Source organism: Streptomyces sp. NPDC026589, from assembly GCF_040638385.1.
In the GTDB taxonomy this organism is placed as follows: Bacteria; Actinomycetota; Actinomycetes; order Streptomycetales; family Streptomycetaceae; genus Streptomyces.
The window spans coordinates 15048-41577 of record NZ_JBEZYG010000022.1 but is presented as its reverse complement, the minus strand read 5'-3'; the positions used below and the strand labels follow the sequence as shown (position 1 = coordinate 41577).

Annotated in this window: 27 protein-coding genes; 13 read left to right on the top strand and 14 right to left on the bottom strand. The window is 73.5% G+C overall.

What is annotated here, in order from left to right; genetic code table 11:
• Positions 1–7 precede the first annotated feature (7 nt).
• Positions 8–457 (top strand): hypothetical protein, encoded by a 450-nt coding sequence (locus tag AB0F29_RS30980; protein WP_361878958.1) that lies wholly within the window; start codon positions 8–10, stop codon positions 455–457.
• Between the two features lie 45 nt (positions 458–502).
• Here AB0F29_RS30980 and AB0F29_RS30975 read toward each other — a convergent pair whose 3' ends face one another.
• From AB0F29_RS30975 to AB0F29_RS30965, 3 genes are all read right to left on the bottom strand, one after another.
• The gene (locus tag AB0F29_RS30975) at positions 503–1432 is read right to left on the bottom strand and encodes an RNA polymerase sigma factor SigF (RefSeq protein ID WP_361878955.1); all 930 of its coding nucleotides are present in this window, start codon (positions 1430–1432) and stop codon (positions 503–505) included.
• Between the two features lie 23 nt (positions 1433–1455).
• Positions 1456–1869, bottom strand: coding sequence for an anti-sigma regulatory factor (locus AB0F29_RS30970; protein ID WP_003966375.1), 414 nt, complete (start codon positions 1867–1869; stop codon positions 1456–1458).
• 232 nt (positions 1870–2101) lie between these two features.
• Complete coding sequence (locus AB0F29_RS30965; RefSeq protein ID WP_361878952.1) at positions 2102–2362, bottom strand: UBP-type zinc finger domain-containing protein; 261 nt, start codon at positions 2360–2362, stop codon at positions 2102–2104.
• A 35-nt stretch (positions 2363–2397) separates the two neighbouring features.
• Between AB0F29_RS30965 and AB0F29_RS30960 the strand changes: the two genes are divergently transcribed.
• On the top strand, positions 2398–3999 hold the full coding sequence (locus AB0F29_RS30960; RefSeq protein ID WP_361878949.1) for a Na+/H+ antiporter: 1602 nt from the start codon (positions 2398–2400) through the stop codon (positions 3997–3999).
• On the opposite strand, the gene AB0F29_RS30955 is transcribed toward AB0F29_RS30960, so the two are convergent.
• The 3 genes from AB0F29_RS30955 to AB0F29_RS30945 form a co-directional block, all read right to left on the bottom strand.
• Positions 3975–4904, bottom strand: coding sequence for a pyridoxal-phosphate dependent enzyme (locus AB0F29_RS30955; RefSeq protein WP_361878946.1), 930 nt, complete (start codon positions 4902–4904; stop codon positions 3975–3977). The two genes, AB0F29_RS30960 and AB0F29_RS30955, sit on opposite strands and share 25 nt — an antisense overlap.
• 37 nt (positions 4905–4941) lie before the next feature.
• Positions 4942–6138, bottom strand: coding sequence for a globin domain-containing protein (locus AB0F29_RS30950; RefSeq protein ID WP_361878944.1), 1197 nt, complete (start codon positions 6136–6138; stop codon positions 4942–4944).
• Between the two features lie 100 nt (positions 6139–6238).
• Positions 6239–6685, bottom strand: a complete 447-nt coding sequence (locus AB0F29_RS30945; protein WP_361878941.1) for an Rrf2 family transcriptional regulator — start codon at positions 6683–6685, stop codon at positions 6239–6241.
• A gap of 176 nt (positions 6686–6861) precedes the next feature.
• Between AB0F29_RS30945 and AB0F29_RS30940 the strand changes: the two genes are divergently transcribed.
• The 6 genes from AB0F29_RS30940 to AB0F29_RS30915 all read left to right on the top strand — a co-directional run bounded on the left by AB0F29_RS30940 (position 6862) and on the right by AB0F29_RS30915 (position 12480).
• A complete protein-coding gene (locus tag AB0F29_RS30940; protein ID WP_026290742.1) occupies positions 6862–8268 on the top strand; it encodes a family 2B encapsulin nanocompartment shell protein in 1407 nt (468 codons plus the stop codon).
• Between the two features lie 90 nt (positions 8269–8358).
• The gene (locus AB0F29_RS30935) at positions 8359–9402 is read left to right on the top strand and encodes a family 2 encapsulin nanocompartment cargo protein polyprenyl transferase (protein ID WP_361878938.1); all 1044 of its coding nucleotides are present in this window, start codon (positions 8359–8361) and stop codon (positions 9400–9402) included.
• Between the two features lie 89 nt (positions 9403–9491).
• A complete protein-coding gene (locus tag AB0F29_RS30930) occupies positions 9492–10088 on the top strand; it encodes a GNAT family N-acetyltransferase (protein WP_018959110.1) in 597 nt (198 codons plus the stop codon).
• A 52-nt stretch (positions 10089–10140) separates the two neighbouring features.
• A complete protein-coding gene (locus AB0F29_RS30925; RefSeq protein WP_361878935.1) occupies positions 10141–10809 on the top strand; it encodes a DUF6304 family protein in 669 nt (222 codons plus the stop codon).
• A 343-nt stretch (positions 10810–11152) separates the two neighbouring features.
• Positions 11153–12121, top strand: a complete 969-nt coding sequence (locus tag AB0F29_RS30920) for a DUF1648 domain-containing protein (RefSeq protein WP_361878932.1) — start codon at positions 11153–11155, stop codon at positions 12119–12121.
• A gap of 2 nt (positions 12122–12123) precedes the next feature.
• The gene (locus tag AB0F29_RS30915) at positions 12124–12480 is read left to right on the top strand and encodes a GntR family transcriptional regulator (RefSeq protein WP_361878929.1); all 357 of its coding nucleotides are present in this window, start codon (positions 12124–12126) and stop codon (positions 12478–12480) included.
• A gap of 172 nt (positions 12481–12652) precedes the next feature.
• On the opposite strand, the gene snpA is transcribed toward AB0F29_RS30915, so the two are convergent.
• The gene (snpA, locus tag AB0F29_RS30910) at positions 12653–13306 is read right to left on the bottom strand and encodes a snapalysin (RefSeq protein WP_361878926.1); all 654 of its coding nucleotides are present in this window, start codon (positions 13304–13306) and stop codon (positions 12653–12655) included.
• Between the two features lie 315 nt (positions 13307–13621).
• Between snpA and AB0F29_RS30905 the strand changes: the two genes are divergently transcribed.
• The 5 genes from AB0F29_RS30905 (at position 13622) to AB0F29_RS30885 (ending at position 18800) form a co-directional block, all read left to right on the top strand.
• The gene (locus AB0F29_RS30905) at positions 13622–14575 is read left to right on the top strand and encodes a LysR family transcriptional regulator (protein ID WP_361878923.1); all 954 of its coding nucleotides are present in this window, start codon (positions 13622–13624) and stop codon (positions 14573–14575) included.
• 130 nt (positions 14576–14705) lie between these two features.
• Positions 14706–15704, top strand: a complete 999-nt coding sequence (locus AB0F29_RS30900; protein ID WP_361878920.1) for an NAD-dependent epimerase/dehydratase family protein — start codon at positions 14706–14708, stop codon at positions 15702–15704.
• 115 nt (positions 15705–15819) lie between these two features.
• Positions 15820–17538: a choice-of-anchor A family protein gene (locus AB0F29_RS30895; RefSeq protein ID WP_361878917.1), complete on the top strand. Its 1719-nt coding sequence runs from the start codon at positions 15820–15822 to the stop codon at positions 17536–17538.
• 33 nt (positions 17539–17571) lie between these two features.
• Entirely contained in the window at positions 17572–17922 is a 351-nt protein-coding gene (locus AB0F29_RS30890) for a DUF952 domain-containing protein (protein ID WP_361878914.1), read from the top strand.
• On the top strand, positions 17919–18800 hold the full coding sequence (locus AB0F29_RS30885; RefSeq protein ID WP_361878911.1) for an SDR family oxidoreductase: 882 nt from the start codon (positions 17919–17921) through the stop codon (positions 18798–18800). The genes AB0F29_RS30890 and AB0F29_RS30885 overlap by 4 nt, the downstream gene beginning before the upstream one ends.
• Before the next feature lie 15 nt (positions 18801–18815).
• Here the strand turns inward: AB0F29_RS30885 and AB0F29_RS30880 are convergent, their stop codons facing one another.
• The 7 genes from AB0F29_RS30880 to AB0F29_RS30850 all read right to left on the bottom strand — a co-directional run bounded on the left by AB0F29_RS30880 (position 18816) and on the right by AB0F29_RS30850 (position 26529).
• Positions 18816–20003, bottom strand: coding sequence for a DUF1266 domain-containing protein (locus AB0F29_RS30880; RefSeq protein ID WP_361878908.1), 1188 nt, complete (start codon positions 20001–20003; stop codon positions 18816–18818).
• Positions 20000–21178: a DUF1266 domain-containing protein gene (locus tag AB0F29_RS30875; protein ID WP_361878905.1), complete on the bottom strand. Its 1179-nt coding sequence runs from the start codon at positions 21176–21178 to the stop codon at positions 20000–20002. The genes AB0F29_RS30880 and AB0F29_RS30875 overlap by 4 nt, the downstream gene beginning before the upstream one ends.
• A gap of 43 nt (positions 21179–21221) precedes the next feature.
• The gene (locus AB0F29_RS30870; protein ID WP_361878902.1) at positions 21222–21896 is read right to left on the bottom strand and encodes a response regulator transcription factor; all 675 of its coding nucleotides are present in this window, start codon (positions 21894–21896) and stop codon (positions 21222–21224) included.
• The gene (locus AB0F29_RS30865; RefSeq protein ID WP_361879183.1) at positions 21893–23227 is read right to left on the bottom strand and encodes a sensor histidine kinase; all 1335 of its coding nucleotides are present in this window, start codon (positions 23225–23227) and stop codon (positions 21893–21895) included. The genes AB0F29_RS30870 and AB0F29_RS30865 overlap by 4 nt, the downstream gene beginning before the upstream one ends.
• 28 nt (positions 23228–23255) lie before the next feature.
• The gene (locus AB0F29_RS30860; RefSeq protein WP_361878899.1) at positions 23256–24440 is read right to left on the bottom strand and encodes an acyltransferase; all 1185 of its coding nucleotides are present in this window, start codon (positions 24438–24440) and stop codon (positions 23256–23258) included.
• Positions 24437–25402 carry an alpha/beta hydrolase gene (locus AB0F29_RS30855; protein WP_361878896.1) on the bottom strand — a complete coding sequence of 322 codons (966 nt, stop codon included), beginning with the start codon at positions 25400–25402 and terminating at the stop codon, positions 24437–24439. Before AB0F29_RS30855 ends, AB0F29_RS30860 begins: the two co-directional genes overlap by 4 nt.
• A gap of 254 nt (positions 25403–25656) precedes the next feature.
• Complete coding sequence (locus tag AB0F29_RS30850; protein WP_361878893.1) at positions 25657–26529, bottom strand: alpha/beta hydrolase; 873 nt, start codon at positions 26527–26529, stop codon at positions 25657–25659.
• Position 26530 lies beyond the last annotated feature (1 nt).

Sequence of the window (26530 nt, the reverse complement as noted above, 5' to 3'; positions counted from 1 at the left end):
GAAAGGCGTGAGTACTCAAGCGACCCCCTCCACGCCATCACCCTCCGCGGCGGAGCGCCCGACCAGGATCACCGTCCTCGCCGGGGTCAACGCCCTCGAAGGCCTGGCGCTCGCCCTCGGCGGGGTCTACATGCTGGTCATGGGGCTGCTCGGGAAGCTGGAGAGCACGCAGCAGGCGGAGACGGTCGGGATCACGCTGGTCGCGCTCGGCGCGATCCCGCTGATCGCCGCCCGCGGACTGCTGCTGCTGCGCAGCTGGAGCCGGGGACCCGCGCTGATCACGCAGATCATGGCACTGCCGGTGGCCTGGACGCTGCTGCGCTCGCAGGGCGCGCTGATCCCCACCGGGATCGTCCTGGCGGCGGTCGCCGTCACCGGCCTCGTGCTCGCCCTCAACCCGGCGACCACCCAGGACCTGGGCATCCGCCGGGGGCCGAGGGCGACCCCCGAAGCCTGAGAGGCTGTCGGGCGACCTCGGCCCGGGCGGCCACGCCCTCCTCGCCTACTCCTCGACGAGGAGCCGCTCACGCAACTGCGCCAGGGTGCGGGCCAGCAGCCGGGAGACGTGCATCTGCGAGATGCCGACCTCCTGTGCGATCTGCGACTGGGTCATGTTCCCGAAGAAGCGCAGCAGCAGGATGCGCTTCTCGCGCGGCGGCAGGTCCTCCAGGAGTGGCTTGAGCGACTCCCGGTACTCCACGCCCTCCAGCGCCTCGTCCTCCGAGCCCAGCGTGTCCGCGACCGCCGGCGACTCGTCGTCCGTGTCCGGCACGTCCAGCGACAGCGTGCTGTACGCGTTGGCCGACTCCAGGCCCTCCAGCACCTCCTCCTCGGAGATGCCCAGCCGCTCGGCCAGCTCGTGCACCGTCGGCGAGCGGCCGTGCTGCTGGGAGAGCTCCGCGGTGGCCGTGGTCAGTGACAGCCGCAGCTCCTGGAGACGGCGCGGCACCCGCACCGCCCAGCCCTTGTCCCGGAAGTGGCGCTTGATCTCGCCGACCACCGTGGGGGTGGCGTACGTCGAGAACTCCACGCCCCGGTCCGGGTCGAACCGGTCCACGGACTTGATCAGCCCGATCGTGGCCACCTGGGTCAGGTCGTCCAGCGGCTCCCCGCGGTTGCGGAAGCGGCGGGCCAGGTGCTCCACCAGCGGCAGGTGCATCCGCACCAGCCTGTTGCGCAGCTCGGCCTTCTCGGCCGAACCGTCGGGCAGCTCCCGCAGCTCGAAGAAGAGGGCCCGGGCCCCGCTGCGGTCGTGTGGATCGTGGTGCCCGTGCTCGCTCATCTGGCCCGCCCGCCCTGCCTGCGACTGCTGCTCCACCGCGACGTCGATGCTCTCGGGCCCGCCCGCTCCGTCCACCGGATGCGGCCGGGCCTGTTGCTCCGGGATGCCTGCTGGGCGCACCACCCCGGATCGGATCGTCTCGTCCCGCACAGGACCGTCCCCGTTCCCGTCGCTCACGCCGGCCCGGGGCCCGCGCCGCGCTGTTTGTAGAGGCTGATGCTGACCGTACGGTCGTCGGCGACCGTGGAGTCGACCTTGCCGGCCAGTGCGGAGAGCACCGTCCAGGCGAAGGTGTCGCGCTCGGGCGCCCTGCCGTCCGTGGTGGGCGCCGACACCGTCACTTCGAGGGAGTCGTCGACGAGTCGGAAGACGCAGCTGAGGACGGAGCCCGGCACGGCCTGCTGGAGCAGGATCGCGCAGGCCTCGTCGACCGCGATACGAAGATCCTCGATCTCGTCGAGAGTGAAGTCCAAACGCGCTGCGAGACCGGCCGTGGCCGTTCGCAGCACCGACAGGTAGGCACCCGCAGCGGGCAGTCGGACTTCTACGAAGTCCTGATTCCCGGGCTCGCCTGCGATCTGGGACACCCTCACCTCCAAGGTGGCACAAACTCTTTCGAGGTTCCGGGAAGGGTGGCCCGGAGCCATGCGGTCCGTCGACGGTTCTTCGGCTCGGCGACGTTATCGGATCCATGATGCCGTGTCGTACGGACCCCATGCCCCGACCGTCACTCATGGTAAGCCCATGCGTACGGACAGTGGCTAGGGGGCTGCGGCGTCCAATTGCGAAGAACCGGCGCCGCATTGACGTACCCAGGCGTCAGACGATCGAACCGTCCTGGAAGCACCAGCGCCAGTTCTCGCCCGCCTCGAAGCTCCGCATCACCGGGTGACCGGTCGCCCGGAAGTGTCCGGTGGCGTGCCGCAGAGGCGACGAATCGCAGCAGCCGACGTGCCCACAGGTCAGACAGAGCCGCAGCTGCACGGGGTGACTGCCCGCCTCCAGGCACTCGGGGCACGTCTCGCCGAGCGGCACGGGCTCGGGGCGTGGCAGATCCGCTACATGCGCACACTGGCTCATGCTGGGCAGGTTACGACGGATCCGAGGACGGTGGGATGGACGCGCTGCCGCTGGTGGCCCTGGTCGCGGTCAGTGCGGCGGTCGCCGGCGCGGCCCGCCGCACCCCGGTGCCCGCCCCGCTCGTCCTGGTCGCCGCAGGGCTCGTGGCCGGCTGTCTGCCGGGTGTTCCGACGTACCACCTGGACGCGCACGTGGTGCTCCCGCTGCTGCTTCCGCCGTTGCTCCACACGGCGGCCGTGGACAGCTCCTACCTGGATCTGCGGGCCAACGTCCGGCCGGTCGCCCTGCTCTCCGTGGGGTACACCCTCTTCGCGACCGTCGCCGTGGGCTGGCTGGCCCACCTGATCATCCCGGACCTGCCGCTGACCGCCGCGCTGGTCCTGGGGGCGGTCATCGCCCCGCCGGACGCCGTGACGGCCGCCGCCATCGCCCGCCGGGTCGGACTGCCCTCCCGGGTGACCACGATCCTCCAGGGCGAGTCCCTGGTGAACGACGCCACGGCGATCACCGCGTTCAAGGTGGCGCTGGCCGCCGCGGTGGGGGAGGGGATGAGCTGGGGCGCCGGGATCGGCGAGTTCCTGCTGGCCGCGGTCGGCGGGGTCGGCGTCGGGCTCCTGCTGATGGTGCCGCTTCACTGGCTGCGCACCCACCTGAAGGAAGCCCTCCTCCAGAACACGCTCTCCCTCCTGATCCCCTTCGTGGCGTACGCGGCGGCCGAGCGGGTGCACGCCTCCGGTGTGCTCGCCGTGGTCGTCGTCGCTCTCTATCTGGGCCACCGTTCCTGGCAGGTCGACTTCGCGACCCGTCTTCAGGAGGCGGCCGTCTGGAAGATGGTGGCGTTCATTCTGGAGTCCGCGGTGTTCGCCCTGATCGGGCTCCAGTTGCCGTTCGTCCTGAAGGGGCTCGGTGCGTTCGGCGTGGGCGAGGCGCTCGGTTACGCGGCGATCGTGTTCCTGGCCGTCGTCGTGGTCCGCTTCGTCTGGGTCTACCCGGCCACCTATCTGCCCCGGTGGCTCTCGCGCCGTGTCCGGGAACGCGAGCCCGGCACCGACTGGACCGCCCCGCTGATCGTGGGCTGGGCCGGGATGCGCGGGGTCGTCTCGCTCGCCGTCGCGTTCTCCGTCCCTCTGGTCACGCACGACGGCGAACCCTTCCCGGCCCGCAGCCTGGTGCTGTTCCTGACCTTCACCACCGTCATCGGGACCCTGGTGATCCAGGGGCTGACGCTGCCCGTCCTCGTCCGCGTACTGAAGCTGCCGGGACCCGACCCGCAGAGCGTCACACTCATCGAGGCGCAGGCCCAGAGCGAGGCGTCCGAAGCCGCCGAGGCCCGCCTGGACCGGCTGCTCGCCGACCCGCACAGCAGCCTGCCGCCACCGTTGGCGGACCGGCTGCGCAGTGTGCTGGAACGCCGCCGCAACGCGGTGTGGGAGCGGCTCGGCGCCGCCGACCCGGTCACCGGGGAGTCGGTGGACGACACCTACCGGCGACTGTCGAGGGAGATGATCGAGGCCGAGCGCGAGGTCTTCGTCCGGCTCCGGGACGAGCGGCGGATCGACGACGAGATGATGCGTACGCTGCTCCGCCGGCTGGACCTGGAGGAGGCGGCGGCCTACCGGGAGACGGACGACTCCTGAACGGGCCGTGCGTCGGGGGTGCCGGTGATCACGGCGCCCACCCGCGCGCCCGGCGCGAACGCCCCCTCCTCGGCCAGCGTGGTGAGCGCGAACAGCAGCTTGGCGACGTACACCCGTTCCACGGGCAGCCCGTGCCGGTCCTCGAAGTCCGCGGCGAAGGCCTCCAGCTCCGGGGTGGAGCGGGCGTAGCCGCCGAAGGCGAAGCGCTCGTCCAGCGACCAGTTCCCGGACGGGCCGCCGAACGCCTCGCGCTGGAGCCGCTCCGCCTCCCGCCCGAGGAAGCCGCCGCGCAGCACGGGGACGCCCAGGGCCCGCTGCCCGGGGCCCAGGCCGGCGGCGAGCCCGGCCAGGGTGCCGCCGGTCCCGCACGCCACGGCCGCCACCTCGCACTCCCCGGCCAGCTCGCGCCCCAGCTCCGTACAGCCCTGTGCGGCCAGCGCGTTGCTGCCGCCCTCCGGGATGACCTCAACGTCCCCGAACAGGCTCAGCAGCCCCTCCAGGACCTCGGAGGAGGCCTTCGCCCGGTACGTCGTACGGTCCACGAAGTGCAGGCGCATGCCGTCGGCGGCGCACCGGGCGAGCGACGGGTTGAGCGGCAGGCGCGCCAGCTCGTCGCCGCGGACGACGCCGACGGTGGGAAAGCCCAGCAGCCGCCCGGCCGCCGCGGTGGCCCGGAGGTGGTTGGAGTACGCGCCGCCGAAGGTCAGCACGGTGCGCCCGGCGGCGGCCTCCAGGTTGAGGACGAGTTTGCGCCACTTGTTGCCCGGCAGGTCGGGGTGGATCAGATCGTCCCGCTTCAGGAGCAGTCGAACGCCTCGGCGCGCGAAGCGTTCGTCGCGGACCTCCCGCAGCGGGGAGGGCACCCGGGGCCGCAGGAGGGCGTCGAGGCGGGGCGGGTTGTTCACCCGCCCATTGTCGCCTCCCCGCCGCTTCTCCGTCGCTTCAGGAGGAGGCCAGCCAGAGGTCCGGGCCGAACACCTCGTAGTGGACGTCGGCGGGACGGACGCCCGCCTCCAGCAGCTGGGCCCTGACGGCCCGCATGAAGGGGAGCGGGCCGCACAGATAGGCGCGCGTCCCCGGTCGTACGGTGATGCCGGCCAGGTCGACGAGGCCGGTGCGGTTCGCGGGCCGCCCGGCCTCCGGGGCCTCGTACCAGAAGTGCGCCTCGGCGTCCGGGAGCTTCTCCGTCAGCCGGACGTGGTCGGTGCGCAGGGCGTGGTCGGCCGGTGAGCGGTCACCGTGCACGACGGTGACCGGGCCGCTGTGGCCCTCCTGGGCGAGATGTTCCAGCATCGACAGCATGGGGGTGCAGCCGATGCCCGCCGATGCCAGCAGCAGGGGCGCGTCCAGGTGGTCGAGCACCAGGTCGCCGTAGGGGGCGGAGACGCGCAGCAGGTCACCCGCGCGGGTGTGCTCGTGCAGGTGCCGGGAGACCTCGCCGTCAGGTGAGCCCTGGCCGCGCACGCGCTTCACGGTGATCGACCGCAGTCGGGAGCCGGGGGCGCTGGAGAGGCTGTACTGGCGTATCTGGTGTGCGCCGTCCGGGAGTTCGACCTGTACGGAGACGTACTGGCCGGGCCGGAAGGCGGGCGGGGGCGTGTCCTCGGCCGGGCGCAGCAGGAAGGTGGCGACGTCCTGCGTCTCCTCGACCCGGGCGGTCACCTCCCAGGTGTGCCACACGTCGCCCGCCAGGACGCCCTGCTGCGCGTAGAGGCGCTCCTCGACGGCGATCAGGGAGCCCGCCATCAGCCAGTAGACCTCGTCCCAGGCGGCGGCGACCTCCGGGGTGACCGCGTCGCCCAGGACGTCCACGATGGCCGCGAACAGGTGGGTGTGCACCACCTCGTACTGCTCCGGGGTCACCCCGAGCGAGGCGTGCTTGTGGGCGATCCGGTCCAGCATCACGTCGGGCCGGGTGCCGGGGTGCTCGACCAGCGCGGTCGCGAACGCGGCGATGGACCCGGCCAGGGCCTTGCGCTGGTCGCCGGAGGCCTGGTTGCCCCGGTTGAACAGGTCCCGCAACAGCTCGGGGTGGGCGGCGAAGAGCTTCTCGTAGAAGAGGTCCGCGATGTCCCCGATGGCCGCGCCGACGGCGGGAAGGGTGGCGCGGACAGTGGCTGTGGACCGGTCGGAGAGCATGACGGAACTCCTTGAATTGGGATGTGAGATGCGTATTCAGGGGCAGGTGGAGGGTGGCGTCCCGCCGGCGCGGGGGTCCGTCCGCGCGGCCGGGCGGGGTTCAGTCGGGCGGTGGGCCGCTGCCGATGCCCAGGAGTAGGGGGCCGGTAGGGGAGGCGACGAGATCGGTGACGGTGATCGGGTCCAGTGCGGCGTAGAAGGCCTCCTGGGCCCCGCGCAGGGCTCCACGCAGCCGGCATGCGGAGCGGAGCGGGCAGGGGGTGTCGCCCTCGCACTCGACCACTTCCTCCGGCCCCTCCAGCTCCCGTACCAGCGAGCCGATCGACGCGGAGCGGCCGGCCGAGGTCAGGGTGAGTCCGCCGCCCCGGCCGCGACGGGCGTCGAGGAGGCCGAGGTGCTGGAGCCTGGCGACGACCTTCGCGGTGTGCGTGTAGGGGACCCGCATGGTGGCCGCCACCTCGCGGGTGGTCGGCGGCTCCCGGCCCTCGGCGACCGCCAGTCGCATGAGGACGCGGAGCGCCACGTCGGTGAATCTCGTCAACCGCATAGCCCTACCGTAGATAAGTTGCATGAGGGATGCAAATTAAACGGTCCGCCGGGCGACAGGGACCAACGTGCCCCGACTGAAGGCGGATTAGTCGCACTCTTTTGTGTAATGGCGACCCGGTCCTCCTGCTGAAAGGCTTTTGCACGCAGGTCAGCCCAAGATCGAAAGGACGTCAGATGTCCGTTGGTGAAGAGGTTCGCGACACGCAGGCGCCGCCGCAGCAGAGTCTGGGGACGGCGGCTGCGCGGAACCTCGCGACGACCACCAAATCCGCGCCGCAGATGCAGGAGATCACCTCGCGGTGGCTGCTGAAGATGCTGCCGTGGGTGCAGGTACAGGGCGGTACGTACCGGGTGAACCGTCGGCTCAGCTATTCGGTCGGCGACGGCCGGGTGACCTTCGTCCAGACCGGGGACCGGGTGTCCGTGATCCCCGCGGAGCTGGGGGAGCTGCCCGCCCTGCGGGAGTTCGGCGACGAGGAGGTGCTCGCCGAACTCGCCCGCAGGTGCGAGCAGCGGGACGTGGCCGCGGGGGAGGTGCTCGCCGCCTCGGGGGACGCGGCGGACCGGGTCTTCCTGCTGGCGCACGGCAAGGTGGCGAAGGTCGGATCGGGCCCCTACGGGGACGAGACGGAGCTCGGCGTCCTCGCCGACGGCGCGTACTTCGGCGACCAGAGCCTGATCGACGGCGACGCCGTCTGGGAGTACACCGCCCGGGCGGTCACCCCGTGCACGCTCCTCACCCTGAGCCGTGCCGACGTGTACAACCTCGCGGAGCGCGCGGCACCCCTGCAGGACCATCTCGCGCGTCTGCTCTCCATTCCGCAGCAGCGGACCAACCACTACGGCGAGGCGGCGATCGACCTCTCCGCCGGCCATGTGGGGGAGGCGGTCGTCCCGCACACCTTCGTCGACTACGACGCGGCGCCGCGCGAGTACGAACTGAGCGTCGCCCAGACGGTGCTGAAGGTGCACAGCAGGGTCGCCGATCTCTACAACCAGCCGATGAACCAGACCGAGCAGCAGTTGCGGCTCACGGTCGAGGCGCTGCGTGAGCGCCAGGAGCACGAGCTGATCAACAACAGGGAGTTCGGGCTGCTCAACAACTGCGACTACGGGCAGCGGCTCCAGCCGCACGACGGGGCGCCCAGCCCGGACGACATGGACGAGCTGCTCTCGCGCCGCCGCGGATCCAAGCTCTTCCTCGCCCACCCGAAGGCCATCGCCGCCTTCGGCCGCGAGTGCAACCGGCGTGGACTCGTCCCGGAGAGCGTCGACATCGGCGGCCACCACGTGCCCGCCTGGCGGGGGGTGCCGATCTTCCCGTCCAACAAGATCCCCGTCTCCGACGCCCGCACCACCTCCATCATCTGCATGAGGACCGGCGAGGCCGAGCAGGGCGTCATCGGCCTCCAGCAGACCGGCATCCCCGACGAGATCGAGCCGAGTCTCTCGGTCCGCTTCATGGGGATCGACGAGCAGGCGATCATCTCCTACCTCGTTACGGCGTACTACTCCGCCGCCATCCTGGTCCCGGACGCCCTCGGAGTGCTGGAGAACGTCGAGGTCAGCCGCTGGCACTGACCCCGTTCACCCCGGGGGCCCGGGCGGCAGCCGCCGCCCGGGCCCCCGGGCCCGCACCCCATCGTCTTGCCCCAGGGAGTGACCGTGACCATGACCAGTACGGACGCAGCGACGGAAGGGCACGAGGCCGCGGTGCTCCTGGAGCGCACCCGTGCCGTCGTCGACCCGCATCTGCGATCGGCCGTGGAGTCGCTGCCCGGCGGCATACGCCGCATCGCGATGTACCACTTCGGCTGGGAGAACGCCGACGGAACCCCGGCCGCCGGCCAGGCGGGCAAGGCCATCAGGCCGGCCCTGGTGCTGGCCGCCGCCCGCGCGCTCGGCGGCGATCCGGAACGCGCCGTCCGGGCCGCCGTCGCCGTGGAGCTCGCCCACAACTTCACCCTGCTCCACGACGACGTCATCGACGAGGACACCACCCGCAGGCACCGGCCCACCGCCTGGGCGGTCTTCGGCATCCCGGACGCCATCATCACCGGCGACGCCATGCTCGCCCTGGCCCAGCGGCTGCTGGCCGAGGATCCGCACCCGGCCGCCGCCCGCGCCGCCGCCCGCCTCTCCTCCTGCGTCATCGAGCTGTGCGCGGGCCAGCAGGCGGACTGCGCCTTCGAGGAGCGCGGCCCCGACGAGGTCACGCTCGACGAATGCCTCGCCATGGCCACCGCCAAGACCGGCGCGCTGCTCGGTTGCGCCTGCGCGCTCGGAGCCCTCTACGCCGGGGCGGAGGACCGGGCAGTCCGCGCGATGGACGGGTTCGGGCGGGAGGCGGGCCTCTCGTTCCAGCTCATCGACGACCTGATCGGCATCTGGGGCGACCCGGACCGCACCGGCAAGCCCGTCGGGGCCGACCTGTCCGCCCACAAGAAGTCGCTGCCCGTGGTCGCCGCCCTCGCCTCGGGCACCCCGGCCGCCGCCGAGCTCGCCACGCTCTACCGGGGGCCCATGACCACCTCCGCCGAGGTGAGCCGGGCGGCCGACGCGGTGGACCGGGCCGGCGGCCGGGACTGGGCCCAGGTCTGCGCCGCCGACCGGATGGCCCGCGCGGTCCACCACCTCTCCCGGGCGGTCCCCGACCCGAGCGCCGCCGGCGACCTGCTGGCCCTGGCCGAATTCGTCACCCGCAGGACCAGCTGACCCACCTCGTGTGACCGGCACCGGCCCATCAACTCTAGTATTCCGGAGGTGGGTTGAGCGAAAGCGGTACGGAGGGACGGCAGCCGGTCATGGGCATACGGATTCAGCGGGCCAAGCGACGCGACCGGGAGCTGGTCGTCTCGGTCATGGAGGAGGCGTTCCACCACGACCCGGTCAGCAGCTGGGTGTTCCCCGACGAGGCGCACCGGCGCGCGGTCCACGGCAGATTCCTCGGCGTCTTCGTCGACGTCGCCCTCGCCGAGGGCCGTATCGACATCGCCGAGGACGGGGCCGCGGTGGCGCTCTGGCTGCCGGTGCCCGCCGGCGCCCCCGAGGAGGAGGACCCCACGCCCGCCCTGATGCGGCGGACCGCCGACCCCGACAACGAGCGGTGCGAACTGGTGGGCAGACTCACCGGAGCCGTTCACCCGCACGACCGCGCACACGCCTATCTGCTGATGATCGGCGTCTCCCCCGACCGCCAGGGAGAGGGCATCGGCGCGGAGCTGATCGGAGTGGAGCTGGAGCGCTGCGACCGGGAAGGGCTGCCGGCCTATCTGGAGGCGAGCAGCGCCCGGAGCAGGGCGCTGTACGAGCGGCTCGGATTCCGCTTCCTCGGCCGCGCCGTCGACCTGCCGGACGGGCCGCCGATGTACCCCATGTGGCGTGAGCCCCAGGCGGGTTGAACCCGGAGGGCGGTACGGAAGCCGCCCGGGGCAGGGGCTACAGTCCCTGCTCATGACAGATGAGTCGTGGGCCGGCTGGTACCGGGACAACAAGGGTTCCGACGCCGTCGTTCTCACCACGGACGGGCGGCAGCTCCGCATCCGGATCAGAGGGGTCGACTTCGAGGGCGAGAGCTTCGACGACCTGGGGCCGGTCGCCGGCATGCCGCCGGAGAGCGGGATGTTCGCCCTCGCGGACGGCGCGCTCACCGACTGCGTACTGGAGTGGGATCTGCCGCTGCCCATCCTCGTCGCGGGCACGCTCCGTCACGCCACGCTCAGCTGCCTGCTCTCCCTGCGCCGGGTCGACCCGGACCTCCACCTCGCCCTCCACCTGGACGGCGCGGTGTACGAATCGGCCCGCGCCGAGCGCGACTTCAACGCCGCCCTGACCGCCGTCCAGCGCGTCCTCCCGGACGGCGTCCGGATCCAGACCTGTATCGCCTGCGCCTTCTCCGACTATTTCCCGGCCCCCGGCCGCGGCCTCTCCGGCGGGCTCGCCTGTTTCCGGGGGGCCAAGGACGCCTATCGGGGCTCGGCGGGCGAGGACGACGTGCTGGATCTGTGGGACCAGAGGTCCGGGTTCGTCCAGGAGGTCTGGAGCTGCCGCGAGTTCGAGGTGCGCCCGGCCGACGGCGCGGGCACCGGCCACCGGGGAGCCTTCCCGCTGGAACTCGCCTGACGGACCGGCCTGCCTCGGCCTGACGGGCAGGCATGGCCGGCCGGGCCGCCCCGGCTTGACGGACCCGGCCTGCGCGCGACCTGGCCGACCGGCCTGCCCCGGTCTGCATGCGGCCTGGCTGATGTGACATGGCCGGCCAGGCCCGCCCCGGCCTGACGGGCCTGGCCGGCGCGGCCTGCCCTGTGACGGCCCGCCGCCGCTGGAATCGCCCGCGTCCGCTCCCGTACCGCGTCCGCTCCCGTACCGCCTCCGCCCCGTACCCATCCCGGTACGGGGCGGACGCGCGTCACGCCGTTGCTCTGGCCTCATTGTTCTACTAGCATGCGAACAACGGAGGTTTTCCATGACAAGCAAGAACCTTGGTCGCGCAACGATCGCGGCCCTGCCCTTTGTGCTCGCTCTCCTCGTCGACCTCGTCGTCCACCTCACCGTCAAGGACCGGCTGCCCGCCCGGCTGGCCGTCCACTTCGACGCCGGCGGCTCCGCCGACGGCTACATGGGTGTCACCGCCCATCTCCTCTACACCGCCACATCGCTGCTCGTGCTCGGCGCCCTGTGGGCCTTCATCGCGGTCAACGGCAAGCTCTACGGCCGTGCCCAACGGTGGTTCACCGGCGGGGGCTTCGCCGTCGCCGGGTTCCTCGGATACCTGTTGACCGCCGTCCTGCTCGTCAACGTGGACGCCTCCGAGGGCGGACCGGCGGGCGGCTTCCCGCTCCGGCATATCGCCGTGGCCCTCGGGGTGGCCGTCCTTGCCGGGGCCCTCGGTCTGTCGGCGTCCCGGCTCGTCCCCGCACCCGAAGACCCCCGCGACCGGGATCCGGTGAGCCGGGAGCGGATCGCGCTCGCCGACGGCGAGGTGGCCGGCTGGGCGCGCGGGATCGGCGCGTGGTGGGTGCCGGTTGCCGTGCTGGTGTTCCTGGCGGCCGGTGTCACCGTCGGCCTGGAGCAGAGCTGGTTCATCGGGGGCCCGCTCCTTCTCCTCGCCCTGGCGGCGGCCACCTTCTGCCGCCCCCACGTCACCGTGGACCGGCGGGGCCTCACCGTCTCCGGCCTGCTGCCCCGGCCCCGGGTGCGGGTGCCGCTGGAGCGGATGGCGGGAGCGGACAGTCGCCGCGTCAACGCGCTGGCGGAGTACGGAGGTTGGGGCTATCGAATCCGCCCCGAGCGCAGCGGTGTCATCACCCGCTCGGGCGAGGCCATTGTCGTCAGCCTGGCGAGCGGCCGCGAGTTCGCCGTGACCGTCGACGACTCGGCCACCGGCGCGGCCCTGCTCAACACACTGCTCGACCGGCAGCGGACGGGGCGCTGACCATGCTCTTCCGGGTCGATCCGACCTCCACCGTCCCGCTCGGCGACCAGATCGCCGCCTCGGTCCGGCGTGCGGTCGCCGAGAGCGCGGTGGCCCCGGGTGAGCGGCTGCCCGCCGCCCGGGTGCTCGCCGAATCCCTCGGCGTGAACGTCCACACCGTGCTGCGCGGCTACCAACGGCTGCGCGAGGAAGGGCTCATCGAGCTCCGCCGCGGCCGGGGCGCGGCGATCACCGCGGGTGCCTCGCCGCAGCGGGCCCGGCTGCTGGAACGCGTCCGCGAAGCCGTCGCGGACGCCCGGGACCTCGGCATGACCGAGGACGAGCTGCTGACCCTCGTTCGCGGTGAGTTCGTCGCCTGACCGGCACCCGGGCGCGCACGGCCCGTGCCGGCCCGACCGGCACGGGCGCGGACCGCGCAGAGGACCGTTCCGCGCCCGGAACGGTCCTCTGTCGTGTTCGTGTGGGGGGTGCCGGCCGGTCCCGGGACACGGGACCGGCCGTCCTCCGCCGGACTGCCGGTGCGAGCCGGTGTCAGGAGGCGGAGCGGGCGAGCGCGGCCAGGCCGTTCTGCCAGAGCTGGTTCACCCGGGCCCGCTCGTTGGCGTCCGGCTGGGCGTTGGTGCAGGACGGGCCGGGGCCGCCGCCGGACATCAACTGGCTGCACGGCCCGGAGTAGTTGTCCGGCAGGCCGAGCACGTGCCCGGTCTCGTGCGTGGTGACCCGGGTCGAGTCGTACTGCTGGTTCTGGGCGTAGTCCAGGAAGATGTACCCGCGACCGTGCCCGTCGGTGCTCGCGTAGGAGCCCCGGGGGTCGTTGCCCTCGCGGTAGGTGAAGTCGGCGCTGGAGCCTTCCTGGAGCTGGACGTTGGCGACCGAGCTGTTCCAGATCCGCGTGCTGTTGGCTATCTCGCCGCGGAAGGACGGCGCGCTCGACGCGTTGTAGGTGACCGTGACGGCCTTGATGCCCGGGCTGGCGGCGCGCTTCTCGGCGACGGACTTCATGACCGCGTCGAGGAAGGCGCGGTTCGCGGCGGCGTTCTCGCCCGAGCCGTTGTACGCGGCGATGGTGGAGGAGGAGGGGGCGGCAGGGGCCGGAGCGGCGGCGACCACGGGTGCGGTGCCCAGTGCGGCGACGAGGCCGAGCCCGGAGGCGGCGGTGGCGACAGCGGTCCTGAGGTGTCTCATGGGGGGATTTCTCCTACCTGTCTGATCCGAACCCGCGCCGTGGGGGTGTCCGCTGGGCGGACAAGGCGTGGGGCGGTACGGGGAAGAGTGTGGTGCAGCGCACAGTCGGGGGGATGATGCCGAACGCCGATAGTTCCGCCCTATCGCCGCCCGGGCCCTCTCCCGCCGCACGTCAGCCGGCCATGAGCATGCCATGCTCACGTCACGTGCACGGCATCGTCACATGTCTCAGGGCCCAACACTCCCTGAATTGCACCTGTTTGGTGGGGTTGCGACGTCTGGTGCACGGCGCGCGGCGGTCATAGTCTCCGCTGCATGGAGCTGGAGGTGAGGCACCTCAGGGCGCTCTGCGCCATCGCCGACGCGGGCAGCCTGCACCAGGCGGCCCGACGCCTCGGTGTGAGCCAGCCCTCCCTGACCACCCAGCTCCGGCGCATCGAGAACGTGCTCGGCGCCGAACTGTTCCGCCGCGAACGGACCGGCTGCCGGCCGACCTCCCTGGGGCGGGCCGTCCTGAGCCGGGCCCGGCCCGTCGTGGACGGCATGAACGACCTGGTCACCGAGGCGCTGGCGGAGGCCGAGGCCGCCCGGCCGCGCGGATCCCGGCTGCGTGTCGGCTGCACGGCGAGCCGGGTCATCGGCGGCTGGCTGCGCCGGCTGCGGGTCGCCCTGCCCGGCACCGACATCTCGCTGCGGGTCGACGTCTCCGCCCACGCACTCCTGCGCTCGGTCGAGGCGGGCCGCCTGGACGTCGCCTTCGTGCACGAGGTGGAGGGCTCCCCGCTCGCCGTGCCGGAGGGCCTGGAGCAGCGCGTACTCGTGGAGCGGGAGCCGCAGTTCATCTCGCTCTCCCGGGACCACCCCGCCGCCCGCCGCCGCGTGGTGGAGCTCGCTGACCTGGCGGGCGACCCGTGGATGGTCGATCCGACGGTGGACGGCGAGTGGGACGGGGTGCGCCGGGTGCTGGGCGCCGCCGGGCTCAACCCGCCGGTTCTGCACGGCGACTACCTCACCGCCGCCTCCCTCGTCGTGCTCGGCGAGGCCGTCGCGCCCTGCCAGCCGACGTCGGGCCCGCGCGACGACATGGTGATCCGCCCGCTGCTGGGGGACCCGCTCGCGGTGCGGCTGCTCCTGGTCTCCCGGCCCGGGGCGGACATCGCGGTGGTGTACGCGCAGTTGGAGGACGCCTACCGCGACGCGGCGCGCCGGGCCGGCGGCTACCACGAGTGGCTGCTGCGCCACCGCTCCCCGCTGGCCCGCACGCCCTGATCCGCCGACGTCGCGCTCGCGCCGGCGGCGTCCCGCCGGCCCGCGCCCCGGCCCCGCGACGGTGAGTTCCCCGTTCTGCTGACAGCGTGCTCGTGTTCCCCCGCCGCCTTCCGGCGGGCAGAGTCGTCCCATGAGGCTTCTGATGCTGGGCGGTACGGAGTTCGTCGGACGGGCCGTCACCGACGCCGCGCTGGAGCGGGGCTGGGGCGTCACGGTGTTCCACCGGGGCCGCCACGCGCCCCCGCCCGGCGTACGCGCGCTGACCGGGGACCGGACCGCGGGTGAGCACGGACTCGCGGCGCTGGCGGAGGGCGGGCAGGACTGGGACCTGGTCGTCGACACCTGGAGCGGCGCGCCCGCCGCCGTCCGCGACGCCGCCCGTCTGCTGTCCGGCCGGTCCGGGCACTTCAGTTACGTCTCCAGCCGCTCGGTGTACGCCCATCCGGCCGCCCCGGGGCTCGACGAGGACGGCCAGCTGGTGGCCGGCGCCTCGCCCGACGACGGCGCGGACGTGCCGTACGACCGGGCCAAGCGCGGCGGTGAGCTGGCCGCCCTCGACGCCTTCGGGGACCGGGCCCTGCTGGCGAGGGCCGGGCTGATCATCGGCCCCGGGGAGAACATCGGCCGACTGCCCTGGTGGCTGGCGCGGATCGCCCGGGGCGGGCCGGTGATCGCCCCCGGCCCGCCCGGGACCGAGCTCCAGTACATCGACGCGCGGGACCTGGCGGAGTGGATCCTGGACGCGGCGGCGGGCGGGCTGCACGGCGCGTACAACACCGTCAGCCGCCCCGGCCACACGACCACGGGTGAGCTGCTGGAAGCCTGCGTACGCGTCATCGGGTCCGATGCCGAGCTGCGCTGGACCGATCCGGAGGTCCTGCTGGCCGCCGGTGTCGAGCCCTGGAGCGACCTGCCGATCTGGCTCCCGCCGGGCGAGCTGTACGACACCCTCCACCGGGGCGACCCCACCAGGGCGTACGCCGCGGGACTGCGCTGCCGCCCGGCCGGAGAGACCGTCGCGGACACCTGGGCCTGGCTGCGCGCCCTCGGCGGCGTGGCGCCCCAGCGCCCCGACCGCCCGGCCGTCGGCCTCGACCCCGCGCTGGAGGCGAAGCTGCTGGCTCTCTGACGTGCCGCTTCCGCCTGCGTGTCGCGGCGAAGAAACCTCCTATAGGCCTACATAAAGGGGGAAAGGCGGCGTGTCATACAAAATGACTAAGCGTTAACCATGCATATTGCGCGGCATGGAACAGAAGGCGCGCAGGCGCGGCAACGCAATCCGGGCAGCAGTGACAGTGGCCACGGCCGCGGCGATGGTGGGCGTGCTGGCCCCGGCCGCGGGTGCCGATCCGCTGCCGGGCGGACTGGGACCCTGCCTCGGCAGCTCCTGCCCGCCCAGCTGGAACGACCCCAACAACGGCCCGGTCACCAACTTCGACAGCAACATCAACGTCTACGTCGGCGGGGACTTCCTCGTCCGGGAGGCGGCGGCCGAGGCGGAGGGGAAGGTCGTCACCCTCGGCAGCTTCGACATGGACAAGCGGGACGGGGTCTCGCAGATCTACAACGTCGGCATCGCGGGCGTCGGTTCGCGGGTGCCGCCGCCGGACGGCTCCGACTACCTGACGGCGGGCGGCGACGTGACCATCGCCGCCGGCGAGCGCCTGCTCGCCGAGGAGGGCACGCACTCCGGCCGCGTCGCGTACGCGGGCGAGCTCACCGGCACGGTGAACCCCACCACCGCCCCGCGCTTCGACGAGGACGCGGCCGCCCCGTACACCGGGCTGCGCCCGCAGCTCACCGAGGCCAGCCAGTGCTACGCGTACGACGGCGACGAGCACCGGGAGGCGACGGGCACCTGGGTGAAGACCGGTGACGTCATGACGTTCACGGGTGACGGCTCGTCCGCGATCCAGATCTTCGATGTGGACGCGGACCTGGAGTCGGAGGCGGGCGGCAACACGGGGTTCGTCTTCAACGGCATCCCCGAGGGCGCGACCGTCCTCGTCAACGTCTACGGCGACACGCGCAGCGTCGCCACGTTCATGGGCTCGTTCCCCAACGAGGGCCTCCGCGAGAACCTGCTGTGGAACTTCCCGGACGCCACCGACCTGTCCTTGACCGGTCCGGCCCAGTTCGAGGGCAGCGTGCTGGTGGGCCAGCCGACGAGCACCACCGTGCTCAGCATGAGCGGCACCAACGGCCGTTTCTACACGGCGGGTTCACTCACCCACACCTCGGCGGGCGCGTCGGGCGGCCAGGAGATCCACGCGTACCCCTTCGACGGCGACCTGCCGACCTGCTCGCCCGACCCGACGCCGACGCCGACGGATCCGACGCCGACTCCCACGGATCCGACGCCGACGCCGACGGATCCGACGCCGACCCCGACGGATCCGACGCCGACGCCGACCGACCCGACGCCGACCCCGACGGATCCGACGCCGACGCCGACCGACCCGACGCCGACGCCGACGGACCCGACGCCGACTCCCACGGATCCCACGCCGACGCCGACCGACCCGACGCCGACCCCGACGGACCCGACGCCGACTCCCACGGACCCGACGCCGACCCCGACGGATCCGACGCCGACCCCGACGGACCCGACGCCGACTCCCACGGACCCGACGCCGACCCCGACGGATCCGACGCCGACTCCCACGGATCCCACGCCGACGCCGACCGACCCGACGCCCACCCCGACGGACCCGACGCCGACTCCCACGGACCCGACGCCCACCCCGACCGACCCCACGCCGACGCCGACCGACCCCACGCCCACCCCCACCCGCACCGGCCACCCGCCGCACCCCACGCACTCGCCGAGCCACCCGGGTGAGCTGCCCGACACCGGCTCCCGGGGCGGCGAATGGATCATCGGGTCCATCGCGGCCGCGCTGGTCGCCGCCGGCGGCACGGTTCTCGTGGCCACGCGCAGGGCTCGTCGCCGCACCTTCTAGCAGGCGCCGAGCACCGCCCGCTAGCGTGGTTCGATGACCGAACCGCTGCTCCACCTCGCCGAAGCACCTCTCTGGGAGGCGGCCCGCGGGACAGGGACGTACGAGATGTCCACCCGCGGCCGCACTCTCCAGCAGGAGGGCTTCATCCATCTCTCGCTGCCCCACCAACTCCCCGGGGTGGCCCGGACGCTGTACGGGGAAGACGACCAGGAACTCGTGGTCCTGGTCGTCGACCCCGCCCGCCTCGCCGACCCCGTCCGGTACGAGGCGATGAAGCCCGGCGGCGAGGAGTTCCCGCACCTGTACGGACCGCTCCCGGTGGGCGCGGTCGTGGAGGTGCGGCCCTGGGACGGAGGACGACGAGAGGAAAACGAACCCCAGTGATCGGCCCCCTCATCGCGGTGACCGGAGCGACCGGAGCGGTCGGCGGCCGGGTCGCCCGACGGCTGGCCCGGACCGGTGCACCCGTGCGGCTCCTCGGCCGCGACCCCGCCCGGCTGCCCGATCTGCCCGGCGCCGACCACGCGCCCGCCGCCCGCTACGGCGACGCGGAGGCCATGCGCCGGGCTCTCGACGGGGCCCACACGCTGTTCCTGGTCTCCGCCCACGAAAGCCCCCACCGGGTGCGCGAGCACACCACGGCGATCGACGCCGCCGTGGCGGTGGGCGTGGAGCGGATCGTGTACGTGTCCTTCCAGGGGGCCGCTCCCGACGCCACGTTCACGTTCGCCCGCGACCACTGGGACACCGAGGCCCACATCCGTACGGCCGAGATCCGCCACACCTTCCTGCGGGACAACTGGTATCTGGCGGGGCTGCCCGCGATGACCGGGACCGACGGTGTGCTGCGCGGGCCCGGCAGCGACGGACGGGTGGCGGCCGTCGCCCACGAGGACATCGCCGACGCGGCGGCGGCCGTGCTGCTGGACGAGAGCACGGACCACGACGACCGGGTCTACGACCTCACCGGACCCGAGGCCTTCACCCTCGCCGAGGCGGCCGACGAACTGAGCCGGGTCACCGGACGACCCGTCGTCTACGTCCCCGAGACCCGCGAGCAGGCCTACGCCTCCCGAGCCGGCCACGGGGCCGAGGACTGGGAGGTGGCCGGCTGGGTCACCTCGTACGAGGCCATCGCCGACGGAGAGCTGGCCGCCGTCTCCGACGCGGTGCCCACGCTCACCGGGCACCCGGCCAAGAACTTCGCGCAGTTCCTCGTCGAGAACCCGGACAGCTACCGGCACCTGCTGGCGGGCGGCTGACCTGGAGACCCCGCCTCACCGCCACGGGATATGACGCCACGGACTGCCCTCGCTCTCCGCCAGCAGACGGTGGGCGAGGACGTTCTGTTCGTAGAACGGCCCGTACTCCTCCTCGTCGAACCGCAGGACCCGCCCCAGCGCGTACCCCGCCGAGAACTCCTCCCAGGAACGGTGGGCCGACTTGCTCAGCGCCCCCGCGTAGACGATCGCCTGCTCCGCGTCGGCGGGGGCGCAGTAGCGCGCCGACAGCCCCCAGCGCGCCAGGTTCACCGCCCGCCCGTAGTCGTACGCGACCGTCGTGCGCACCCGGCCGTCCGGCGGCAGCAGCCCGTCCGCCCGGAACCGGGCCTCGTAGCGCATGATCCGGCGTACGAGGTCCTCGATGCCCTTCACCGTGCCCGCGTCGGCCCCGAGGTCCTGGGCGTGACCGGCGGCGGTCTCGCGCCACAGATCGGCCGAGGGCAGCTCGCCGAGCCCGGCCGCCAACTGCTCCCGGGCCCGCAGCACGAAGTCCGGCTCCGGCGGGCTGTTGCGGGCCTCCAGCAGCACGTCGAGCTGCTTGCGCCACTCCGCGTGGCCGGTGATGCCCCAGGAGTCGCGCAGCTGATCGCGCTCGGTGGTGTAGTCGCGGCAGACCGTGCCGACCTCGTTCCACGGCACCGCGTTCCCGATCGCCAGATGCGCCCCGCAGGCCAGCCCGTACGCCAGCGGCCCGCGCAGCGCGCCATGGCGCAGCGCGAGCAGCCGGTTCTCCGGGAGACGGTCGTTCTCCGCGTACGCGCGCTGCCACAGCGCCAGGTCCGTCGGGCCCGTCGGCAGCAGCAGTTGGCCGGGCGTCCCCACGTTCACCCCGAGGAACACGTGCGGGTCGGACCAGCCGAACTCGGCGGCCCAGCGCAGCGAGACCCCGTGGAAGACCCAGTCCGGATGCCAGGCCGGCAGCATGCCCCGGGTGAGCACCGGCCGGCAGACGAAGCCGGCCGGGTCGTGGTGCGCGCGCCAGGTGATGGTGTCCGGCTTCGCGTCCACCTCGGCACGCGGGGCCGGGATGTACAGCTCGGCCCCGGCGAGCGCCGCCAGTTGGGCCCGGGCGTCGCCGCGCAGCGCCGCCTCGTGGAGAAGCTGCTCGGTCTCGGACGGCGGGACCCAGGGGGCCGGGGGAGCCGGGGGAGCCGGGAGGTGGTTCGGGTGGATCGGGTTCATGACCACGCGATGTTCCGGTAGGGGCTGGTGGGGTCCTGGACGAGGATGCGGTGTTCGGTGAGCGACTGCCGGTACGTGAGTTCCGCTGCCTCCGGTCCGTCGTCCTCGGCCCGGTGGACCACCCGGGCCATGAGGTAGCCGAGGGAGAAGTCCGCCCACGTGGAGTAGGCCGCCCGGGCGAGTCCGCCGATGCGCAGCACGTCCTGCTCGGCCTCGTGTGGTTCGCCGTACCGGGCGCCGAGCGCGAGCCGTACGACGTTGACCGCCCGGCCGAGGTCGAAGGCGGCCAGGGTGTCGACGCGGCCTTCCGGGGCGAGTGCGCCGTCAGCCCGGAACTTCTCCTCGTACAGGGCGATGTGGCGCAGCGTCCGGTTTGCGGCCGCCCGGTCGTCCGCGTCGCGCGCGGCGAAGGCGCGGGCCACCGCTTCGGCCCACTCCTCGGGCGTGGGCGTCCGCCCCAGCCGGTGCGCCAGGGTGTGCCGGGTCCGCAGGACGGCTTCCTGTACGCGCCCGACCAGCTGGTTCTTCATCAGGGAGGCGAGGCGGTCGCGGTACTCGGCGCGGTGCGGGATGCGCCACGGGCTGCGCAGCCGGGCCCGGTCGGTCGCGTAGTCCTCGTAGGCGGCGCCGAGCCGGTTCCAGATCAGGCCGTTGGTGACGGCCAGATGGGCGCCGAGCGCCAGCCCGTGGGCGAGCGGTCCGTGCAGCGGCCCGCCGTCGTCGGTGAGCAGGATGCCCCGCTGGGCCCCGCCGGAGCGCTCGTCCGCCCTCGACCAGGCTTTCAGCCGCCGGGGCCGGGCGTCGACCATCGCCGCGTACGGGGTGCCGTGGTTCACCGCGAGCCGGCGCACGTCGTACGGCCAGATCCGGGCGAGCTCGCCGAGGCTCACCTCGCGGAAGACCCACTCCGGGTGCCAGGGCGGCAGCATGCCCTGGGTCAGGACCGGGACGCAGGTCCGCCCGGAGGCCTCGTCGCGGATCGCGGGCAGGGGGGCCGTCCAGCCGGGGATGTCCGCGTGCAGCCGGGCGACGAGCACGTACAGCCGGGTCCGCGCGAGCAGCTCCACGACCGCGTCGGCGCTGCCGCCCGCGACGGCCGCGGACAGTGCGCGCTCGATCCCGGTGGGCGCCACCGCTGCGCCGCCCGCTGTTCCCGCCCCGTTCCCCGTTGTCACGGAGCCGATCCTACGAAACGGGCCCCGCGCCGGGCGCGGGAGGTCAGAGCCCGGCCGGGCGCACCAGCCCCGACTCGTACGCGAACACCGCAGCCTGGGTCCGGTCGCGGACGCCCAACTTGACCAGGATCCGGCCCACATGGGTCTTCACCGTCTGCTCCGCCACGATGAGCTGCCGGGAGATCTCCGCGTTCGACAGTCCGCCCGCGATCAGCGTCAGCACCTCCGTCTCGCGCTCCGTCAGCTCCCCGACGCGCGCCTTGAGCGGTGGGCGCGGGGTCCCGGCCGTCCGGGAGAACTCCACGATGAGCCGCTTGGTGATGTTCGGGGAGAGCAGCGCGTCGCCCGCCGCCACCACCCGTACCGCGTGCGCCAGTTCTTCGGCGGAGGCGTCCTTCAGCAGGAAGCCCGAAGCGCCCGCGCGCAGCGCCTCGTAGACGTACTCGTCCAGATCGAAGGTGGTCAGCACGAGCACCTTCACCGTGGAGCCCTCGGGGGAGGTGATCCGCCGGGTCGCCTCGATACCGCCCAGCTCCGGCATCCGGATGTCCATCAGGACGACGTCCGGCGCGAGTTCGGCGACCTTGTCGACCGCGTCGAGCCCGTTGACGGCCTGCCCGACGACCTCGATGTCCGGCTCCGCGTTCAGCAGGACCGTGAAGCCCTGGCGGACCATCATCTGGTCGTCGGCGATCACGGCGCGGATGGGTGGTGTCATGGGGCGTCCTCGGTCGTCTCGGTTGTTCCGGTGGGCAGCAGCGCGGTGACTTCCCAGCCGCCGTCGGGTGTGGGACCGGTGGCCAGCTCGCCGCCGAGCATCGCCGTGCGTTCGCGCATCCCGAGCAGGCCGTGGCGTACGCCCGGGGAGGGCGCGGCCGGTCCGTCCGGCGGCGAGTTGACGACCCGGACGGTCAGCCCGGCGGGCCGGTGGCCGATCACCACCTCGGCGCTCGCGCTGGGCGCGTGACGCATCACGTTGCTCAGCGCCTCCTGCACGATGCGGTACGCGGACAGCTCGACGCCCGGCGGGAGGGGGCGGGGATCGCCGGTCGTGGAGCGGGTGACGGCGAGACCGGCCGACCGCACCGTGGCGAGCAGGCCGTCGAGGCCGTCGAGGCCCGGCTGCGGGGCGTGCCGCGCACTCTGCGACGGGGCGTCCTCCGAGCGCAGGACGCCCAGCACCCGGCGCAGCTCGGTGAGGGCTTCCAGGGCGTTCTCACGGATGCCGGTCAGATTCTCCCGCAGCTCCTCGGTGGGGTGCTCCACCAGATGCGGGGCGACCTGCGCCTGGATGGAGATCACCGACATGTGGTGGGCGACCACGTCGTGCAGCTCGCGGGCGATCCGGTTGCGTTCCTCCAGCAGGGTGCGCCGGGCCTGTTCCTCGGCGGTCAGCTCGACCTGGACGACGAGGTCCTTGCGGGCCAGGCGCAGGCTGCGCAGCGCGGCGCCGAGGGCCAGCGCGGTGACGAGCACGAGTACGGCCACGGCCGGGGGCACATGCGGCAGGGGCGGTGTACGCAGGGCGACGAACAGCGCCGGAGCCAGCGAGATCGCCAGCGCGACCGACGCGCGGCGGGGCCGGACCCGCAGCGCCAGCAGGAACAACGCACCGCCCTGCAGTGCCACCCCCGCGAAGGGGGTGGGATAAGCGGACACGGGGCCCGGGTACGTGGGGTGGACCGAGGGGACGGAGGCCACGGTGACGAGCGCAGCCATGAACGCCAGCGCGGTCGCCGCCCACCAGGCGCCCACCGGACGGATCATTCCGGCCACCAGCGCCACGGACTGCGCGACGGCCACCAGCAGCGCCAGGCCGCTGATCGAGGCGCCGAACGGCGTGAGCTCGAAGGTGCGGACTACCAGGGCGCCGACCGCGGTGATCACCAGCAGCACCAGGAACACCGGGCGCCACACCGGGGCGTTCGGCTCTTCCATGCGCGGCACCCGGTCGGCGGGCGCGGCCCACAACTCCTCGTACAGCGCACGCGGCGCACGGCGCACCGCCGCCCGCAGACGTACCGCCCTCGATGACGTCACCGCCCCCACCGCCCCCTCGGCTCCACTCCTGCTCAGACTAGGCACGACGCGCGTGTCCCTTCCGCCCGGGGGAGGACTCCCCGATGGACTCCCGTACGACGAGGGAGCCCCCGCCGTGGGGCCGCCCGCCCTGCTCGTAACCCCGGAACGCGGCCCAGCACACCAGCAGGGCCGCCGCGAACACCGGCAGCCAGAGCAACCGGGCGAGCACCCAGCCGGCGCCGTCGGGCACGGTGTGCAGCCCCGGCAGCGGCCCGTCCGCGATCAGCGCCGCACTTGTCGTGACGATGATCATCGCGGTCTGGTGCCACAGGAAGACGGTCATCGCCGACAGGTTCACCATCGCCACCACCGCCCAGACCGCGGGCCTCCGCAGCGCCCGGCGCAGCGGCCCGAGCAGCAGGAGCGCCGCTCCGCACTGGGCCAGACCGAACGCCACGGCGGCCAGGCTCGGCGGATCCAGATTGGACATCCGGCCGCCCGGAACGCCGACCATGGCGGCCGGATACCCGGCCCACAGAACGAGCGCGACGGCCGCCGCGGCACCGCCGAGCAGCAGCGCCCAGCGGCCCGTCCGGCCCCGCAGCCCGCCCCGGGCCACCAGCGCCCCCAGGCAGTAGGGCACCAGCCACCCCGCGACCACGTTGATCCACCCCAGCTCGCGAGGACCGCCGAGGCCCAGGCGTACGAGGTCGACGTGGAGCACCACCACGAGCGGCCACAGCGGGTGCAGCCGCGCCACCAGCGGAGTCAGCGCCGTCAGCGCGGCGAAGACCAGCAGGAACCACAGCGGGGACCAGACCAGCTTGACCAGCGCCCGGACCGTCGACTCGCCCACCCCGGCCACCAGCATCGCGGCCGCCGCGAGCGCCCACACCACGAGCACCGCCGCCACCGGCCGGAACAGGCGCCCCAACCGGGCGCGCACCCACCGCCCGTACGGCACGCGGCGCTGCCGGGCCGATGCCCAACTCCCCGCCGCCACCTGCCCGCCCACCAGGAAGAACACCGCGAGGGTCTGGAACACCCAGGAGACCGGGGTGAGTTCCGGCACGTGCGTCAGCGGGCTCGCCCCGCGCACCGTGCCGCTGTCGGTGACCAGCGCGGTCACCAGCCAGTGTCCGCCCACCACGCCGAGGATCGCCAGGGCCCGCAGAGCGTCGACGGCCCGGTCCCGGCCCGGCGGGGTGGCGGCCTCGATCCGTGCGACGAGACCAGTCATCGGGAAGCCCCCAGCGGTTCGGCGCCCACGGTGATCCGGGCCAGGTTCGTCAAGGAGCGCGAACCGGGGAGCAGATAGTCGCTGTGGCCACCGTCGCCCGCGTCGAACACCTCGGCCCCGAACCGGTCCGCCACCGGATCGGTCCCGAAGCCGACCGTCGCGACGAACGGCACCCGCACCCGGACATGGGGCACCCCGGCGATCCAGTCCCCGCCGCTCCGGCCCGCCCACACCCGGGCCCCGGTGCGCAGCGAGGCGGCGTCCCGGGCTCCGACGCCGGGGCTGCCGTAGAGGACGAGGGCGTCGGCCGCCGTCCCCGGCGCGGACCGGGCGCAGATCACCGAGCCGTACGAGTGGCAGAGCAGGCTGATCCGGGCGCCGGGGAGCATCACGCGCAGCCCGTCCACCAACGCGCGCAGCCCCGGCGCTGCCTCGTCGGCGCGACCGGTGGTCAGCGCGGCCGGGCTTACGGTGGCGGGCGTGTGGTAGCCGAGCCAGGCGACGACGGCCGCACCCTTCCCCAACTCCCGGTGCAGCGCCCGGGCATCACGCCGCAGCCGCCAGTACGTGTCAAGACCGACGCCCGCCCCGGGCACCAGCACCGCGATCCGCCGGGCCGCGGGCAGGTCCCCGACGACCTCGGTGCTCCGGCCGCCGTCCCGCCCGTCGAAGGCGAGGAACTGCCGCCCGGGCGCGGCCATCGCGCGCAGCGAGGCCGCCCGCCGGAGGTCCCCGTGCTCCGCCGCCGTCCGCCCGGCCGCCCGGATGTCGTGCCGGCTCACCGCGTACCGCCGGGCGAGCGCCGTCGGCCCCGCGTCCCGCAGCGTCCCGTGAGCGGTCGGCGCGGGGGCGGGAACGGCGGCGGGCCGGGCCGCTCCGGACACCGGCACGGCCACCGCGAAGGTGACGAGCGCGGCGAGCAGGGCGCGGAGCCGGCGGGGGCTGCGCGGGCGGTCGGGCATGGAGTGAGGTCCTTCCGTACCAGGGGCATCGTGTGCTTCCGGTACAGAAGTTATGGACGGGGGCGGGTAGCCGGCGTCCCGCTGGAGAGGGCACCTGCGGAGTGGCTCTCAGGTATGACGCGGGGGACGCGGGCGGGGGCGGGCCGGCCGGCTCCCGCCGGTGGGGCGCGGTGCGAGCGGTGCGTGCCGTGCGGTGTCGGCCGCCTTGGTCGGGAGGGCGGCATGGCGTCAGCCCCGGCCCGTGGGGCGCGGCGTCAGCCCCGGCCGGTGTGCTCCAGGATCGCGGCGGCGAGCGGGGCGTGCACCTCGCGGGGGAGCGCGTGGCCCATGCCCGGGATCTCGACGAGCCGCGCGCCGCGGATCGCCTGGGCGAGGTGTTCGGAGTGCGGGGGCGGGAAGACGGGTTCGGCGAGGGCCGAGACGACCAGGGTGGGCACGCGGGTCCTGGCGAGCCGCTCGGTGCGGTCCATCCCGGAGTAGTCGGCGCGGGCGTGCGCGGAACCGGCGTGGTGATGCCCGGTGTGCTCGATGATCCGGCGCTCCAGGGCCCGGGTGCGGTCGGCGTCGAAGGGGATCACGCCCCCGCCGAGCGCCCGCCAGTGCTCCACGCGCCGCTCCAACTCCGCCTCGGGCCCACGGTCCTCCACGGGCCGGGCCCACAGCTCCAGCAGGGCGGGCGCGACGCCGGGAAGCTGTTCGGGCGGGACGCGGACGCCGTCCGGGGCGGTGTAGGGGGCGGAGCTGAGCGCTCGCGTCCCGAACACCGTGGCGCTCAGCAGCCGCTCGGGATGGTCGGCGATCAGCAACTGGGCGAGCATGCCGCCCAGCGACATCCCCACGACGTGCGCGCGCTCCACACCGAACGCGTCGAGCACGGCCAGGGCGTCCTCGGCCAGCGCGGTGAGCGGGTAGGGCCGCTCGTCGAAGGCCCGGGTGGACCGGCCGGTGTCCCGGTGGTCGTAACGGATCACGCGATGCCGGGCGCCGAGCAACTCCACCAACTCGTCGGGCCAGCCGAGCCCGGACGCCTGCGCGCCCATGACCAGCAGCAGGGCGGGGGCGTCGGGAGCGCCGTGCTCCTGGGCCCACAGGCGTACGCCGGGGGCGACTTCGACGAAGCGTTCCATG